The organism is Microbacterium sp. P5_E9, from assembly GCF_054049175.1.
Genome location: NZ_JBFUMV010000007.1, coordinates 1 through 14,948, shown reverse-complemented (window position 1 = coordinate 14,948; position 14,948 = coordinate 1). Strand labels below are relative to the sequence as shown.

General features: G+C 69.7%; 16 protein-coding genes. 10 read left to right on the top strand and 6 right to left on the bottom strand.

Going from position 1 to position 14,948, the window contains the following annotated elements:
- Positions 1-34: 34 nt before the first annotated feature.
- Positions 35-1,174: an enolase C-terminal domain-like protein gene (locus ACXJ3V_RS10990; protein WP_457100344.1), complete on the bottom strand. Its 1,140-nt coding sequence runs from the start codon at positions 1,172-1,174 to the stop codon at positions 35-37.
- A gap of 159 nt (positions 1,175-1,333) precedes the next feature.
- On the opposite strand from ACXJ3V_RS10990, the gene ACXJ3V_RS10985 reads away from it, so the two are divergent.
- The 3 genes from ACXJ3V_RS10985 (at position 1,334) to ACXJ3V_RS10975 (ending at position 3,294) form a co-directional block, all read left to right on the top strand.
- A complete protein-coding gene (locus ACXJ3V_RS10985; protein WP_457100343.1) occupies positions 1,334-2,092 on the top strand; it encodes a GntR family transcriptional regulator in 759 nt (252 codons plus the stop codon).
- A 61-nt stretch (positions 2,093-2,153) separates the two neighbouring features.
- Positions 2,154-2,819 (top strand): GAP family protein, encoded by a 666-nt coding sequence (locus ACXJ3V_RS10980; RefSeq protein WP_457100342.1) that lies wholly within the window; start codon positions 2,154-2,156, stop codon positions 2,817-2,819.
- Between the two features lie 10 nt (positions 2,820-2,829).
- Complete coding sequence (locus tag ACXJ3V_RS10975) at positions 2,830-3,294, top strand: SRPBCC domain-containing protein (protein WP_457100341.1); 465 nt, start codon at positions 2,830-2,832, stop codon at positions 3,292-3,294.
- Between the two features lie 12 nt (positions 3,295-3,306).
- On the opposite strand, the gene ACXJ3V_RS10970 is transcribed toward ACXJ3V_RS10975, so the two are convergent.
- On the bottom strand, positions 3,307-5,277 hold the full coding sequence (locus ACXJ3V_RS10970) for an amino acid transporter (protein ID WP_457100340.1): 1,971 nt from the start codon (positions 5,275-5,277) through the stop codon (positions 3,307-3,309).
- A gap of 170 nt (positions 5,278-5,447) precedes the next feature.
- On the opposite strand from ACXJ3V_RS10970, the gene ACXJ3V_RS10965 reads away from it, so the two are divergent.
- The 3 genes from ACXJ3V_RS10965 to ACXJ3V_RS10955 are packed head-to-tail and all read left to right on the top strand — an operon-like array spanning position 5,448 to position 7,991.
- Entirely contained in the window at positions 5,448-6,185 is a 738-nt protein-coding gene (locus ACXJ3V_RS10965; RefSeq protein WP_457100339.1) for a DUF2306 domain-containing protein, read from the top strand.
- A 4-nt stretch (positions 6,186-6,189) separates the two neighbouring features.
- Positions 6,190-7,326 (top strand): histidine kinase, encoded by a 1,137-nt coding sequence (locus tag ACXJ3V_RS10960; protein ID WP_457100338.1) that lies wholly within the window; start codon positions 6,190-6,192, stop codon positions 7,324-7,326.
- A complete protein-coding gene (locus tag ACXJ3V_RS10955) occupies positions 7,323-7,991 on the top strand; it encodes a response regulator (protein WP_457100337.1) in 669 nt (222 codons plus the stop codon). Before ACXJ3V_RS10960 ends, ACXJ3V_RS10955 begins: the two co-directional genes overlap by 4 nt.
- A gap of 21 nt (positions 7,992-8,012) precedes the next feature.
- On the opposite strand, the gene ACXJ3V_RS10950 is transcribed toward ACXJ3V_RS10955, so the two are convergent.
- Positions 8,013-9,254, bottom strand: a complete 1,242-nt coding sequence (locus ACXJ3V_RS10950; RefSeq protein WP_457100336.1) for an MFS transporter — start codon at positions 9,252-9,254, stop codon at positions 8,013-8,015.
- A gap of 27 nt (positions 9,255-9,281) precedes the next feature.
- On the opposite strand from ACXJ3V_RS10950, the gene ACXJ3V_RS10945 reads away from it, so the two are divergent.
- On the top strand, positions 9,282-9,749 hold the full coding sequence (locus ACXJ3V_RS10945) for a winged helix-turn-helix transcriptional regulator (RefSeq protein WP_457100335.1): 468 nt from the start codon (positions 9,282-9,284) through the stop codon (positions 9,747-9,749).
- A gap of 1 nt (position 9,750) precedes the next feature.
- Here the strand turns inward: ACXJ3V_RS10945 and ACXJ3V_RS10940 are convergent, their stop codons facing one another.
- Positions 9,751-10,341: a TetR/AcrR family transcriptional regulator gene (locus ACXJ3V_RS10940; protein WP_457100334.1), complete on the bottom strand. Its 591-nt coding sequence runs from the start codon at positions 10,339-10,341 to the stop codon at positions 9,751-9,753.
- A 100-nt stretch (positions 10,342-10,441) separates the two neighbouring features.
- Here ACXJ3V_RS10940 and ACXJ3V_RS10935 point away from each other — a divergent pair, with 100 nt between their 5' ends.
- Complete coding sequence (locus ACXJ3V_RS10935) at positions 10,442-10,825, top strand: cupin domain-containing protein (RefSeq protein ID WP_457100333.1); 384 nt, start codon at positions 10,442-10,444, stop codon at positions 10,823-10,825.
- Positions 10,826-10,838: 13 nt separating this feature from the next.
- Here the strand turns inward: ACXJ3V_RS10935 and ACXJ3V_RS10930 are convergent, their stop codons facing one another.
- Positions 10,839-11,105, bottom strand: a complete 267-nt coding sequence (locus tag ACXJ3V_RS10930; protein ID WP_457100332.1) for a hypothetical protein — start codon at positions 11,103-11,105, stop codon at positions 10,839-10,841.
- Between ACXJ3V_RS10930 and ACXJ3V_RS10925 the strand changes: the two genes are divergently transcribed.
- Positions 11,091-12,611: a glycosyltransferase family 39 protein gene (locus ACXJ3V_RS10925; protein ID WP_457100331.1), complete on the top strand. Its 1,521-nt coding sequence runs from the start codon at positions 11,091-11,093 to the stop codon at positions 12,609-12,611. The two genes, ACXJ3V_RS10930 and ACXJ3V_RS10925, sit on opposite strands and share 15 nt — an antisense overlap.
- A 65-nt stretch (positions 12,612-12,676) precedes the next feature.
- Positions 12,677-13,444 carry an ABC transporter permease gene (locus ACXJ3V_RS10920; RefSeq protein WP_457100330.1) on the top strand — a complete coding sequence of 256 codons (768 nt, stop codon included), beginning with the start codon at positions 12,677-12,679 and terminating at the stop codon, positions 13,442-13,444.
- Positions 13,445-13,549: 105 nt separating this feature from the next.
- On the opposite strand, the gene ACXJ3V_RS10915 is transcribed toward ACXJ3V_RS10920, so the two are convergent.
- The coding region (locus tag ACXJ3V_RS10915; protein WP_457100329.1) for a DUF222 domain-containing protein at positions 13,550-14,948 on the bottom strand (1,399 nt) is incomplete at its 5' end.

Genomic DNA, 14,948 nt, shown 5'->3' with positions numbered 1-14,948 from the left:
GGACTGTGGGACGGATGCCTGGGACTACCGTTTCCTATATCCTATGGGCGATTTCCTCCTCGCTGACAGTGTCGGACCACGAAGCTGCGACCGCATCGATGTCCAGGAGCTCGCGCGGGGGGCCGTCCAGCTCCCACTCGCTCTCCCATCCGACGCCCGGCGTGAGCGGCGCGTGGACGAGGCCATCCGGCCCGACTTCGCGCGGCCGGGTCACCGGGTTCGAGACCACGAGCGCCTCGTAGTACGTGTTGTTCTTGATGGCCATGCACAGGTGCTGTGCGACGACGCCGCCGCCGTGCACCTCGGCACGCAGCAGGTGCGCGTCGGCGAGGTGGGCGATGCGCATCGCGCCGGTCACGCCCCCGCGCAGGGCGGCGCTCGTGCGGACGGCCGAGGCGCACCCGCTCGCGATGAAGTCCGCGGCGGTCATGTGCGCGCCTTCGGCCACCTCGCAGACGAGGAGGGGAATGCCGACCCGCTCGCCGAGCGCCTTGTAGGCGCCGATGTTGAACTCCTTCATCGGCTCCTCGTACCAGAGGTAGTCCGCGTCGGTCAGTGCGCGGCCGAGGTAGGTCGCATCGAGCAGGTCGAATCCCGCCGAACCGTCGTACATCAGCGGAATATCAGGGCCGACGTGCTCCCGGAGCGCCTCCGAGAGGCGTGCGTCGCGGCGAGCGTCACCCCAGGCATGCAGCTTGATCGCGGGGAATCCCAGCTCGAGGCACTGGTCCGCGACATCCAGGTACTCCTCGATGGAGCCGAAGGTGACAGTCGACGCGTAGGCGGGGATGGCGGAGCGGAAGGAGCCGAGCAGCTGGAACAGCGGGAGGCGCGCGGCCTTCGCGCCGATGTCCCAGATCGCCACATCGACGACACCCATGACGTGCACAGGGAAGCGCTCGATGCGGTCGAGCTCCCAGAGCCGGTGCCAGAGGTACTCGCGGGCCAGCGGGTCCTGTCCGATGAGCTCGGCGCGGAGCCGGCGGTCGACCAGGTCTTCGAGGATCACCCCGCGGTTGCTGAAGCTCAACCCGACGATCCCATCGTCGGTGCGCAATACGAGCCATGCGCCTTCGACTGCCGGATCCGAACCGGGCAGCCCGTCCCGCCACAAGAACGGCGGGTCCTGCGCCGGGACGCGAACTCTGACAACTTCGACCGAGGTGATCTGCACGATCCTATAGTATAGGATTCGAGCGAAATAGGAAGTAATTCTTCCGAAGCCGGATGCCTCGCCGTTTCAGAGCCGCCGAATACTATGGGAAATACGGCATCGCTTTTGGGGGCGATCTATCCGGGGGTCAATCGGCCGCTCCCGCGAGAGTGAATCGAGATGATGATGGCGAGCACCGCATCCGCCGCGGAGAGCGGGTCGAGACGTCCTGCGCGGTCTGTCCTCTCCGACGGAACCTACGATTCGATTCGAGCCATGCTGCTCGATCACACGATTCCGCCCGGGCAGCGCATCAACATCGACTCCATCGCACGCGAACTCGATGTCTCCCAGACTCCGGTTCGCGAGGCACTCGCCCGACTCGAGTCTGACGCTCTGGTCGTCAAGCAGCCACTGCGCGGCTACAGCGCCACCGAGCTGCTGACGGCCGACGAGGTCGACGACCTCTTCCGGTTCCGCGAGCTCTTGGAACCCTGGATGTCGGCGCGGGCCGCGGAGCAGCGGACCGACGACGACTCCACCGCACTGATGGCCGAGATCGAGCGTGGACGAGACTCCCTCGACCTCGACCTCGACCAGACGTACGGCGGGCTCTCCCGGCACGACGAGCGGTTCCACCACATGATCGCGCAGATGGCGCGGAGCCCCTTCGTCAGCGATGCGTACACCCGCGCCCACTTCCAGCTGCATGTCTATCGCGTGACCCAGGTGGGGCTCGCCCACCTCCGCGCGGCGGAGGGGTCTGATATCGGCGATACCGAACTCCGCGTGGCGATGGAGCGGGAGCGCGGCCTGATCACGATCGCCGAGCACGCCCGCGTCGCCGAGGCGATCATCGCGGGCCAGAAGAACGCGGCGGCGGCCCACATGCTCGACCACGTCCAGTCCGCACGGAAGCGGATCCCCCTTCTCCCTTAGCCGCGCGCACGGCTGAGGCCGCGATCKGGCAGACTAGCCGAGAGCGTGAGAGGAGGATCGGATGCAGGCCATCGGCCATCTGCTCCCCTTCGCGGTGGCGCTCGCGCTCAGCGCGGTGCCGATCCTCGCGACCCTGTTCATCCTGCTCTCGCCGAACCGGTCACGCTCGGCCATGCCCTTCCTGATCGGCTGGGTCGCGGGGATCTTCGTCGTGGCGGCGCTCTGCACGCTCGTCGCCCAGGCAGTGCCCGCCGCGCGCTCGCCCCGGCGGCCCGACACCGTCATCGGCGCCCTCGAGATCATCATCGGCGCGGCGCTGATCGTCCTGGCGATCTTCTCGTTCCGGCGCGCACGCAAGCGGGCGGCCACCCCGATTCCGAACTGGCTGAAGTCGAGCGGGTCGCTCGGTCCGTGGTCATCCCTCGGTCTCGCGCTCGTCTTGAACATCCGCCCCAAGGCCCTGCTCATCGCCGTGGCTGCCGGCCTGACGGTGCGGGCCGACGCGGACACACTGACCGATGCGCTCATCGCCCTCGCCATCTACACCGTGATCGCGGCATCCACCGTCGCCGTGCCGATCATCGCAACGATCGCGGCCCCCGAGCGCACCGAGCCCAAGCTGGTGTCCGGGCGCGACTGGCTGATCCGCAACGGGGAGGCGATCACGAGCATCATCGGGGTAGTGATCGGCGTCGTCATCGTCGGGATGGGCCTCGGAAGGCTCTGAAGGAGGAGCAATGAACACCGACCTGGACCTCAGCTTCGACCGCGTCATCCGCGCCCCGCGCGCCGACGTGTGGGCGGCATGGACCGACCCGAAGAGCCTCGCCAAGTGGTGGCTGCCCGCGCCCCTGGTGTGCCGGGTCGAGCACCTCGTCGTCGCGGGGGGTGGCGCGTTCGTCACCTCGATGAGCGAGGACGGCGTCGCCTTCGTCCCGCACATGGACGCCTGCTTCCTCGCTGCGGAATGGGGCGAGCGCATCGTCTTCACGAATGCGATCGACAGCACGTGGCGACCGGCCACGCCCGCGCCGGTCGCGATGACGGCGGAGATCCGGATGCTGGATCACCCCGACGGCACCGATTACCGAGTGGTCGTGCGGCACCCCGACGAGGCGTCGCGCGACCGCCACGAAACGCTCGGCTTCTTCGAGGGGTGGGGTGCCGTCACCGGCCAGCTCGCCGCGCTCGTCGAGCGCTGAGGGCTGCCGCAGTCAGCTCACGTGGATGATCGGGCGCCGTTTGGCGTCCCGCTCCGCCTCGCGGAGCACCTCGCGGGTGACGGGGGCGACCTCGCCTGAGCCGAAGAGCAGGAACTTCAGCATGTTGGAGACCGGGTTGCCTTCGGTCCATTCGAAGTAGGCGCTGGGCATCACGCCGGTGCGATCGCGGATTTCGAGGAGGACCGCCGCGAGGGTGTTCGGGACGTTCGCGCTGCGCACCGTGAGCACGCGGTACCCATGCTTCTCGACCCCTTCGACGACGAGGTCCTCTTCGAATTCCGACGAGTCGGTCGGATGCACCTCGAGGAAGATGATCTTCGCCTTGCGGGGGATGTGCGAGTAACGGCGTTCGTCGGCGTCCTTCTCGCGGTACTCCGCGAGGCTTCCGTCGTCGGGCTCGTTCGCGACGATCCGGATCTCACCACGCTCGGCATCCTCGTCGACGAATCGCAGTGCGGTCGCGTCGAGAGTGACGGTCGTCGCGCGGATCTGGAACGACCGCTGAACGCGCGACACCGCTGAGATCGTCATGATTCCGACGATGAACAGGGCTGCGATGCGAATCCCGTCAGGCCGCTCGATCACGTTGAGCACCGTCGTATAGAGGAAGACGAGGGTGATGACCGCGAAGCCGACAGTGAGTGCCCGCTCCTTCTTGCGGCGCGCCGACAGAGCGACCGCAACCGACGCCGACGTGATCAGGACGAGCACGCCCGTCGCGTAGGCGCCGCCCTGCGCATCGACATCCGCGTCGAACACGATAGTGATGAGGAAGGCGATCGCGGTGAAGACGAGCACCAGCGGACGCACCGCACGCGCCCAGTGCGGAGCCATGCCGTAGCGGGGAAGGTACCGCGGCACCAGGTTCAGCAGTCCCGCCATCGCGGAGGCTCCGGCGAACCAGAGGATGCAGATCGTGCTGATGTCGTAGACCGTCCCGAACACTTCCCCGAGATATTCGTGAGCGAGGTATGCAAGAGCTCGTCCATTGGCGCTGCCCCCCGGCTGGAACTCCTCCTGCGGGATGAGGAAGGTGGTGACGATGCTGGAAGTGATCAGGAACGAGCTCATGATGAGCGCCGCCGTCGTCAGCAGCCGATTGGCGCCTCGGATCCGTCCCGCGGGGTTCGCCGGGGTGTCGGTGTCGCTCCCCTTGATCTGCGGCATCACCGCGACACCGGTCTCGAAGCCGGACAGGCCCAGGGCGAGCTTCGGGAACACGATCAGCGAGATCCCGATCATCATCCACGGACTGCCGTACTGCGTGTTCAGCGCTCCCCACCAGTCGGCGGCCACGATCGGATGCTCCCCCACGTGCACGAGCGCCACCACGATCACCACGAGGTTGAGCGCGAGGAACACCCCGACCAGCACCACGGCGATGCCGATCGCCTCCTTGAATCCCTTCAGGAAGACGGCTCCGAGCAGTGCGACCAGGAACAGGGTGAGGGGCACCTGGGCACCATCGAACCATTCCGGAGCGAACGGGTTCTCGACGGCATGCGCGGTCGCGTCCGCAGCCGACAGCGTGATGGTGATCATGAAGTCCGTCGCCGCGAACCCCAGCAGGACGAGGACGAACACCTTGCCCGCCCACCACGGCAGCAGGTGCTCCAGCATGGCGATCGACCCCGACCCGTTGAAGCTCTCGCGGGCCACGCGGCGATACACCGGCAGCGCCCCGAACAGGGTCAGCAGAATGAGCACGATCGTAGCGAACGGCGAAAGCAGCCCTGCCGCGAGGGCGGCGATCGCCGGCTGATACCCGAGCGTCGAGAAGTAGTCGACACCGGTCAGGCACATCACCTGCCACCACGAATGCGTTCTGCCCGTCTCGCGCGCATGCGGGCCCTCATGGGTTCCCTTGGCGTCGACGAGCCCATCCAGCAGCCAGCGCTTGGCGCGCTGGGCCCTCGTGGTGGTCAGATCCGGCGGCAGTGCCTCGAGTGAAGATACGGACATCGTGGCCCCGTTCCGGCGCCTGAGCGCGACATGAGATGCCGAGCGGCAGACACGATTATGGCACTCCGCGGGGGGTGTCCTCTGACCTGCCGGCGGGTCGGCCGATCGGGCGAGGCAGATCGAGCCGAACGGCCGATGTGGCGGGATTCGGATGCCGTGAGCCTGGGCCTATGACCGAGGCATCCGCTCTCTCCGCACCGCCCTTCGAGCCCGCGTCCCCAGACACCGTGCAACGCAAGGGCCGCCCCGAATGGCTCGCGCCGGCCGGGCTGATCGCGCTCAGCCTCGTGCCGATCCTGGCTGGCGCGATGCGCGTCACGGAGCTCGCCAGTGGGGCTGCGGTCACCGCCGCGAACGCCCGATTCTTCGATTCGCCCGTCCCCGTGGTGATCCACATCATCGGCTCGAGCACGTTCCTGCTGCTCGGCGCGCTCCAATTCGCACCGTCGCTGCGGCGGCGCCGCTGGCACCGGATCGCCGGGCGGATCGTCGCACCGGCGGGGCTGGCATCCGCCTTGTCCGCACTCTGGATGACCCTCTTCTACCAGCTGCCGGCGTCGAACGGGCCCGCGCTGTTCGTCATGCGGATCGGCTTCGCCACGACCATGGCGATCGCCATCGTGGTCGCCGTCCTGGCGATCCGGCGCGGCGACGTGCGTACGCACAGCGCCTGGATGACCCGCGCCTATGCGATCGGGCTGGGGGCAGGCACCCAGGTCTTCACCTTCCTCCCATGGACGCTCTTCTTCGGAGAGCCCGGCCAGGCGATGCATGCGGTGCTCATGGGCGCGGGCTGGGTCGTCAACCTCGCCGTGGCCGAGGTCGTCATCCGGCGTCGCGCCCGGCGCAGCGGCGGATCCGCGCTTGCCCGCAGCCCCCGGCCGGCCCGACGTGCGCGCCTATCATGAGGGCATGACCAGCCCGGTGCGCGCGCTGTGGGATGCGCCGGCGGCGTCCCCTGCGCCGCCCCGACGGGTGTGGCGGGACTGGGCGCTCGTCGGGGTGCTGCCCCCGCTCGTCGTGCTCGAGGCGGCCAGTCGCGCGGAGGTGCCATGGCGGTGGCTGTGGGCGGCGGTGCTGATCGTGCTCGTGCCGACCCTGCTGTGGCGTCGCACCCGGCCGCTCACGATGCTGGCGGTCGCCTTCGTGACCGAATCGGTCGTGGGTCTCGTGACCGGCGGCGACCCGCAGCTGTTCACCACTGCGTACTTCCTGATCCTGATCTACGCGCTCATGCGCTGGGGCGACGGCCGGGCGATGGTGATCGGCGGTGCGATCCTCCTCGCCGGGACCGCGGTCACCTTCATCATCGAGAGCCCGACGGCCGGCGACGTGATCGGCGGCCTCGCCGTGCTGGTCGCGACGAGCACCCTCGGCCTCACCTTCCGGTGGCGGGCGAGCGCCCGCGGCCGCGAGCTCGACCGCATGCGCCTGCTCGAGCGCGAGCAGTTCGCGCGCGACCTGCACGACACCGTCGCCCACCACGTCTCCGCGATCGCGATCCAGGCGCAGGCGGGCACGGCGGTGGCCCCCGACGACCCGGCTGCGGCCGCAGCGATGCTGCAGGTCATCGAGAGCGAGGCATCCCGCACGCTCGACGAGATGCGGGCGATGGTGCGCGTCCTGCGCCGCGACGATGACACCGACCTGGCGGAGCGGATGCCGAGCCCGGGCATCGACGATGTGCGCGGGCTGGCGCAGCCGAACGGCTACCTCGTCGTCGACGTGCAGGTTCAGGGCGATGTCACGGCCGTGCCACGGTCGGTTGCCACGGCCCTCTTCCGGCTCGCCCAGGAGGCGGTCACCAACGCGCGTCGCCACGCCCGCCACGCCACCCGGGTGGATGTGCTCGTGCGGGTCGACGCCGAGCAGGTGCGCCTCGAGGTCCGCGACGATGGCGGGCCGGCGGCATCCGCGAAAGCCGGCTACGGCACCACCGGCATGCGCGAGCGCGCCGCACTCCTCGGCGGCACCTGCGAGGCCGGCCCCCTCGAAGGCGGTGGGTGGGTGGTCACGGCGGTGCTCCCCCTGGTCGTGCGCTCATCGTGAGCGTGCGCGTGCTGATCGCCGACGATCAGGAACTCGTGCGCACGGGGCTGCGGATGATCCTCGACGCGCAGCCCGACATCGAAGTGGCCGGTGAGGCCGCCGACGGGGCGGAGGCCGTGGCGCTCGCGCGCACACTCAGACCCGACGTCTGCCTCATGGACATCCGGATGCCGGTGCTCGACGGCCTCGCGGCGACGCGCATGCTCGCCGGCCCTGGCGTGGCGGATCCGATTCCCGTCGTCGTCATCACGACCTTCGACCTCGACGAGTACGTGTACGAGGCGCTGCGCGCCGGGGCCCGCGGATTCCTCTTGAAGAACGCCGGCGCGACGCTCCTGCGCGAGGCGGTCCATGCCGCCGCGCGCGGCGACGCCCTCATCGACCCGAATGTCACGCTGCGGCTCATCGCGGCCTTCACCCGGTCCGCGCCCGCCGGCGCGCCGCCTGCGACGCCCCTCACCGACCGCGAGGAGGATGTGCTGGCAGCAGTCGCCCGCGGGCTCGGCAACACCGAGGTCGGCCGAGAGCTGCACATCTCGCTCAGCACCGTCAAGACGCACATCGCGAGCATCATGACCAAGATCGGCGCCCGCAACCGGGTGGAGCTGGCGATCTGGGCTGCCGAACGCGGCCGGGGCACCGCACCGTCGCGCACCGAGCACTGACCGCGATCGGCCGCCGGTCGCTCAGCCGACCCGGGCGACGCGACGCACGACCACGACGTCGACCGTCGCCAGAACGAGCGCGGCGACGCACAGCATGCCGAGCATGGGCGCCATGATGTCCACTGCAGTCCCGAGGCCGAGGGCGGTCGCGAGCGCGCCCGCTCCGATAGCGGTGAGCGCTTGGAGGAGGTACGCGAAGAGGTAGAGCAGCGACAGCGTCGCCCCACGGTGGTGAGCCGGAGCGAAGCGGTTGATCAAGCCGAGCCCCCCGGTGAACGCGAAGGAGTAGGCGACGCCGCCCACGAGGCACCACACCAGGAAGAGTGCGATCGACCCGGTCGCGGCGACGGCGGCCATGATCGTGAGCCCCACGAGCGAGAGCCCCGCCCCCACCCAGACCGCCACGTGGGCGGGCACCCGTGAGAGCAGGAGCGCGGTGACGCCGATCGCGAGCGATGACACGCCCAGGAGCCCGCCGATGACGATCATGTCGGTGGTGTGCGCGAACTGGCGCACCATCAGCGCGCCGAGCGAGAGGAAGATCGCTCCGACGCAGTAGGCGATCGACACGGAGATGGTGGCGATGACGAACACTCGACGGATGCCGGCGGGAACCCGAAGAGGCTGGGGGCGCCACGGGGCGGCGTCACTCGGCCGGTCGTCCGGTGTCGCCCAGAGTGCGGCGAGCACGACGAGGCCGAGGCCGAGCAGCACGAGATAGCTCCAGACCAGCGGCAGCGGGGTGAGCTGGGCCAGGATGCCCGAGACGATGAGTGCGAGTGTGAGGCCCGTCGAGGTCGAGGCCGTCGCGAGCGAACTGGCGACCCTCGGGTTGCTCGAGATGTTGTGCTCGACGAGCGCTGCGCTGGCCGCGCTCAGCGCGAGTCCGGTGCCCGCGCCCTGCAGCACACGGCCGATGAAGAGGAAGCCCACGCCGCTCGCCGAGGCGAACACGACGGCGGATGCCGCGATCAGGGCCACCCCGAACATCATGGCGCGGCGCCGGCCGACGACATCCGAAATCCCGCCGAAGAGCACGAGCGTGACGATCAGCGCGAGCGGGTAAGTGCCGAAGACCGCGGTCGTGACCGTGGGAGTGAGCGCCCAGCGCTGCGCGTACAGCGGGTAAAGGACGCTCGGCGCGCCGCTCGACCACAGGCACAGCGCCAGCACGGCAGCGGCCGACCAGAACGTGCCCCGCGACGCGAGAAGCGCCCGGCGCCCCGGACGCGAGCGAAGGGTGGGCGGCTGAGTCCGCGCCACATCACCCCCGAGCCCCGCTGCCAGGTCGTGCGCACGCTCGACATCGTGGGCGAGAAGTGGGCGCTGCTGATCGTGCGCGACGCTCTGCGCGGCCGCACGCGCTTCTCAGAATTCCGCGAGTCGCTCGGCGCGCCCACCGACATCCTGACGGCACGCCTCGCCTCCCTCGTCGAGTCGGGGATCCTGGAGAAGCGCGCCTACCGCGAGGCCGGCAGCCGTGAGCGGTCCAGCTATCACCTGACCGAGGCTGGGCGTGGGCTGCAGGTCGTGATCGCGGCCATCCTCGAATGGAACGACCGGTTCGACGCCGCGCCCACCGGCCCTGGCTCGAGGATCGTCGATGCGAGCGACGGCGCCGCTCTCGATCTGGCGTTCCGCGGGGCGGACGGTCGCATCGTCGAGCCGGATGAGATCGCGATCGTGCCAGGCCAGGGGGACACCTGGGCGGCACCGACCAAGGCGCAGCCGGCCGGCGTGGGCTCTTCTGTCGTTTGACTCAGCTGCGCGCCGGAACGCCGATCGAGGCAAGCAGCGCGTCAGCGATCCCCTCGAACCTGCCCGGCTCGCTGGACGGGCGGGAGACCAGCATTGCTCCTTCGAGCCCGGCGACCAGCGCCTCGGCCGTCGCCCGGGACGACACCGGAGCCGGCAGCCCCCCTCCGGCCACTCCCTCGTCGATGATGCGCTCGAGCCAGGCGTAGCTGTGCTCGAAGAACGCCGACACGTGATCCCGAACCGTAGGCGAGAGCGTCTCGAAGTCGGACGCGAGCATGCCGCAGAGGCACATCCGCCCACTGGCGAGCACCGCGGCGTAGACGTGGGCATAGGCGCGCAGGCGGTCGCCGACATCGGGCTTCGTCCGCTCGATCTCGTCGAGAGCCGCGAAGAAGCGCTCGGAGTAGCGCACGACCAGGGCGGTCGTCAGATCCGCTTTCGCAGGGAAGTGGTAGTGCAGCGAGGCGTTGGTGATGCCCACCCGGGCCGACACGTGCCCGTAGCTCATGGCGTTGAGGCCGCGCGTCTGCACGAGCTCCTCGGCCACGTCGAGGATCCTGGTCGCCGTGTCGACGGTCGCTGTCGCTGCCACGTCTCCACGATAGTCGCGACCCCGCCCTTGCGCCTACCTGCAGATAGGTAGACAATCTCTCTGTCTACTAGTAGGTAGACAGTTGATTCAAGGAGGAGTCATGCAGACAGTGGAGCACGAGAGCTTCCGCTCGCCATCGGAGGTCCGGGAGTTCCCGCACGGACACGCCGACATCCTGAACGTCGGCGACTCCGTCATCGGGCGCCTGGTCCTCGAGCCCGGGTGGCGCTGGTCGAACGACGTCAAGCCGATCGCCGGCACCGATCTGTGCGAGGCCGCGCACTTCCAGTACCACGTGCACGGCCGACTGGGGATCCGGATGGCGGACGGCACCGAGTTCATCGCCGGGCCGGGCGATGTCACGAGCCTGCCGCAGGGTCACGACGCCTGGGTGGTCGGCGACGAGAACGTCGTGGTGGTCGACTGGTTCGGCGCCACCGACTGGGCCAAGGAAGGAGCCGACGACGCCGCCGTGCACGCCTGATCGACGTGCCGCTTTACGCCGGAAGCGCGTCGCCGGGGAAGCTGCGCGTGGGATGCGTGTCGTAGACGAAGATCCCGGCCTGCACGCCGGGCTCGCCGTCCATCACTTCGCGGGTCTCGTCCTCGGTGAGGCCGAGCCCGACGCCCTCGTTGAGGTAATCGGCGTTCCTGAACTTCTTCTCATCCCCCGACGTGTCTCCTCCAGGAGGCTCATAACTTTCGGGGTCATCGTGAGCGCAGGACTTCGGCCGAGGGGAGGAGGACGGATGCTGGAACTTCACCTCCCGCGCACTCCCACCACCACGCGATCCCGCATGCGGAAAGCAGATCCGGCGCTGACCCTCGGGGCCATCGGAGTGGTCGTCGGCTTCACCGGTTCGTGGATCCCCTCCTACTGGGGCGACGAGGCGGCCAGCGTCATGTCGGCGTCCCGTCCGCTCGACGGCCTGGTGACCGAACTGTCCAGGGTCGATGCGGTGCACGGCGTCTACTACGCCCTGCTGCACGTCTGGATCTCGCTGTTCGGCACCTCCGAGCTCGCGACGCGACTGCCGAGCGCGATCGCCGTCGGGCTGATGGTGGCGGGCACCGTGATGCTCGCGCGGGAGTTCGCGGGACCGCGGCTCGCGATCCTCGCCGGCATCGTCTGCATCGTGCTCCCCCGCTCGACCTATCTGGCGACGGAGGCCCGCTCGTACGCCTTCGCCGCCGCGGCGGCGGTGTGGCTGACGGTGCTGCTCGTGCGTGCCCTCCGAGAAGGCAGCGGCTCGCGGTGGTGGTGGGCCTACACCGCGGCGATCGCCGCAGGCATCTACCTCTTCCTCTACCTCGGGCTGCTGCTGATCGTGCACGGCGGGTACGTCGCACTGCTGCACCGGCGTTCGAGGGCGTACGTGCGGGGCTGGGCGCTCGCGGCCGCCCGGGCGCTTGCACTCGCCGCCCCGATCGTGCTGGTCGCCTACCTCGAGCGCAAACAGATCCGCTTCCTCGAGCACCGCGACTACGCGACCGTCGCCCACGTCCTCACCAGTCAGTGGTTCGGCGCAGCGCCCGCGGCGATCCTGGCCTGGGCGCTCATCCTCGTCGCGGCACTGTGGTTCGCCGCGACGGCGACCCGGCGCCGCACGCACGCGGGCGCCCGCGGAGCGCTGACGATCCTCACGCTCCTCTGGCTCGTGGTCCCGACCGGGCTGGTGCTGATCGGCAACGCGTTCGTCGCTCCGCTCTACAACGTGCGGTACCTCTCGTTCAGCACACCCGCGGCTGCGATCCTCATCGCACTCGGGATCTCTGCGGTGATGGCCCTCTTCGCTCCGGCGCGCCAGACGCTGGTCGGCGGCCTACTGGTCGTACTGCTGATCGCGCTCTGCCTGCCGGTCTACGTCGGCCAGCGCACGCCGTGGGCCAAGGACGGCGGCAGCGACCTGCGGGGCGCGGCGGCGTTCGTGCACGACCATGCGGCCCTCAGCGACGTGGTGCTGTTCGACCAGTCCACCAAACCCTCCCGCGATCCTCGGCTGGCGCTGAATCTGTACCCGTCCGACTTCGCCGGCCTTGATGATGTCGCCCTCAAGACGCCGTATGTGGAGCGCCGCGGACTGTGGGATGCCGTCTACCCGAACCGGGACATCGGCGCCCGACTCGGCTCCACCGATGTGTGGGCGATCGAGCTGCCCGCGACATCCGCTGTTCCCGACGATGTCGCGTTCCTGATCGCGCGAGGGTACCAGGTGGAGTCGGTCGACAGCATCCACCGCACAGTCGTCTATCACCTCATCGACGACTGACACCGGATGCCGCGGCACAGCGTCGACGGTGATCTGGGGTCGGCGCGTGATCTAAGGTCGGGTCCATGGACGCCCTTCCGCCGTGGCTGACGACGCTGATCGCCGTCGCCGCGCTCTCGGGCATCGCCACTACGGCACTCGTGATCATGCGGGTGCCGAGTCCATGGTCAGGGGTGTGGGCGGTCGCGCGGGCGGCGCTGCAGCTCACGGCACTGAGCCTCGTGCTGACCGGGATCATCCAGGATCCGCTGTGGGTGGCGCTCGGGCTGGTCGTGATGCTCGTCGCCGCCATCTGGACCGCGGCCAGACGGGCGGCGACGCCGCTGCGGGCCGTGGGCCCGCTCGCCCTCTCGATGCTCCTCGGTCCGCTCGTGGTCATGACTGTCGCGTTCGCCAGCGGGGCTATCGAGCTCTCGCCCCGCTACGCCCTGGCGATCGGCGGGATCATCATCGGCAACACGATGACCGTCGCCATCCTCACCCAGCGGATCCACCGCGCAGCCGTGCACGATCACTGGGACGAGGTCGAGGGCTGGCTGGCCCTCGGCGCGACACCATGGGAGTCCACGCGCGACCTCGCCCGGGGGGCGATCCGCACCTCGCTGCTGCCCTCGATCGACCAGACCCGCACGACCGGGATCGTCGTGCTGCCCGGTGCGTTCGTCGGCGCGATCTTCGCGGGCGCGTCGCCCTTCGAGGCGGGCCGGTTCCAGCTCGTGGTGCTCGCCGGGATCCTGGCGGCCGGCGCGCTCACCGCCACGACGCTGCTGCGGATGACGGGCGCGGCCGCCACACGGCCGGACGGCGCCGAGCCCGCTGCACGAAAGCCCTGACAGCCACGGCCGCATTCGATAGGCGCGGATTCCGGCCGGGGCCGCGGAATCGGCGACGCATTCCGCGGCGAGTTCGGACCAGGGCGATCGGAGCACCGGCCGGGCTCATTGCCGGAGGACGGCGTCGTGGAGTCGGGTTTTCGAGCTGGTGACGGGGCGCCATCGGAGGGTGGCGTCGCACCAGCTGGGTGCGCGTACTTCGGGGACGCCGTGGTTCATCCGGATCTTCCATCCGTGCCAGTCGATGAAGCGGTGGTGGAACCAGCAGAGCAGCACCCCGTTGTCGGTGTGGGTGGGTCCGCCGTTGACGTGCTCGAGAACGTGGTGGATTTCGCACCAGCCGGCGGGGATGCCGCAGCCGGGGATGATGCACCCGCCGTCGCGGAGGGCGATCGCGCGGCGCTGGTGCCGGTTGAAGACGCGTTCCTCGATGCCGATCCGGACGATGCGGCCGTCGTCGCGGGACGTGATCCGCTGGATGGTGCCGGCGCACCCGATGTGCTGCGCCGCGGCCATTCCGAGCGGCAGGTCGCAGCCCTGCGCGTGCGCGTACCCCTCCCCGCGTTGGGCGTCTTCTTCCCGGACGGACACGATCAGGGTGGGGGCGGCGCCGCCGATCGTGGGCAGCAGCCCACTGGACGCCGCGACCGACAGGGCGCTCGCGAGCGCATCGTGCTGCTGCTGCGCGCGCGTCCGGAAGTCGCGCGGAACCACCGCGTCATCGGGTTCCCCGCCGCCGGGGAACTCTTCTGCGAACCGGACGCCGTGGTAGGCCGGGTTGCTGTGCGCGTCGAAGATCATCTGCAGTTGCGCGGCGACCTCGGGCATGAGGTTCCCCCGGCACGGGACGCCCCCGTCGGTCGGGGCGCCGAGCGTGAAGGAGCGTTTGCGCTCGGTCATCCGCTCCCGTGGTTCGGCGCCGTCCTGATCGAGCGCGATCGACCACGCCTGCGCCTGCACCCGCAGCAGATCGGCACCCATCGGCGGCCCACCATCCGGACCGTCGCCGCGCACTTCTGCGGCCAGTGCCGCGTCGGCGGCGAGCAGCGCCTCTCGGGTGATCCGCGACCCCGCGGACAGCAGCGGACCGGCGACCGCGACCAGCCCGTCGACGCCGACGAGCCCTTCGCACATTGCCGCGCGCATGCCCGGGAGCGCCGGCTCGAGCAGTTCACCGGTGGTGATCGACACCTCACGCTGCACCGCAGTCGATGCGCGGCGCAGCCGCGAGACCGACGACCGGGAACACAGCGTCGCCCGCTCCACCAACTCGCTGACGTCATGGCAGCCGAACCGGGTCGTCATCCGATCATCCCGATCACCCGAAGACGAACGCTTCTCGACCTCACCCACCGCGTCGATCAGCACCGCATCCAGCCGCCGGCCGACGCGGCTCGCGGCCGAGAGCAGAGACACCAGATCAGCCTCGTCGGCGATCCTCAAAGCGCCGCCCGTCACAGCCTCGGATACGACCTCAGCCATCATCGCGTCGAGTGCTTCGAGG

Coding starts and splice junctions, on each gene's coding strand:
- ACXJ3V_RS10980 (WP_457100342.1), top strand. CDS start 2,154: ATGCAGGCCATCGGCCATCTGCTCCCCTTCGCGGTGGCGCTCGCGCTC.
- ACXJ3V_RS10975 (WP_457100341.1), top strand. CDS start 2,830: ATGAACACCGACCTGGACCTCAGCTTCGACCGCGTCATCCGCGCCCCG.
- ACXJ3V_RS10985 (WP_457100343.1), top strand. CDS start 1,334: ATGATGATGGCGAGCACCGCATCCGCCGCGGAGAGCGGGTCGAGACGT.
- ACXJ3V_RS10920 (WP_457100330.1), top strand. CDS start 12,677: ATGGACGCCCTTCCGCCGTGGCTGACGACGCTGATCGCCGTCGCCGCG.
- ACXJ3V_RS10925 (WP_457100331.1), top strand. CDS start 11,091: ATGCTGGAACTTCACCTCCCGCGCACTCCCACCACCACGCGATCCCGC.
- ACXJ3V_RS10935 (WP_457100333.1), top strand. CDS start 10,442: ATGCAGACAGTGGAGCACGAGAGCTTCCGCTCGCCATCGGAGGTCCGG.
- ACXJ3V_RS10965 (WP_457100339.1), top strand. CDS start 5,448: ATGACCGAGGCATCCGCTCTCTCCGCACCGCCCTTCGAGCCCGCGTCC.
- ACXJ3V_RS10960 (WP_457100338.1), top strand. CDS start 6,190: ATGACCAGCCCGGTGCGCGCGCTGTGGGATGCGCCGGCGGCGTCCCCT.
- ACXJ3V_RS10970 (WP_457100340.1), bottom strand. CDS start 5,277: ATGTCCGTATCTTCACTCGAGGCACTGCCGCCGGATCTGACCACCACG.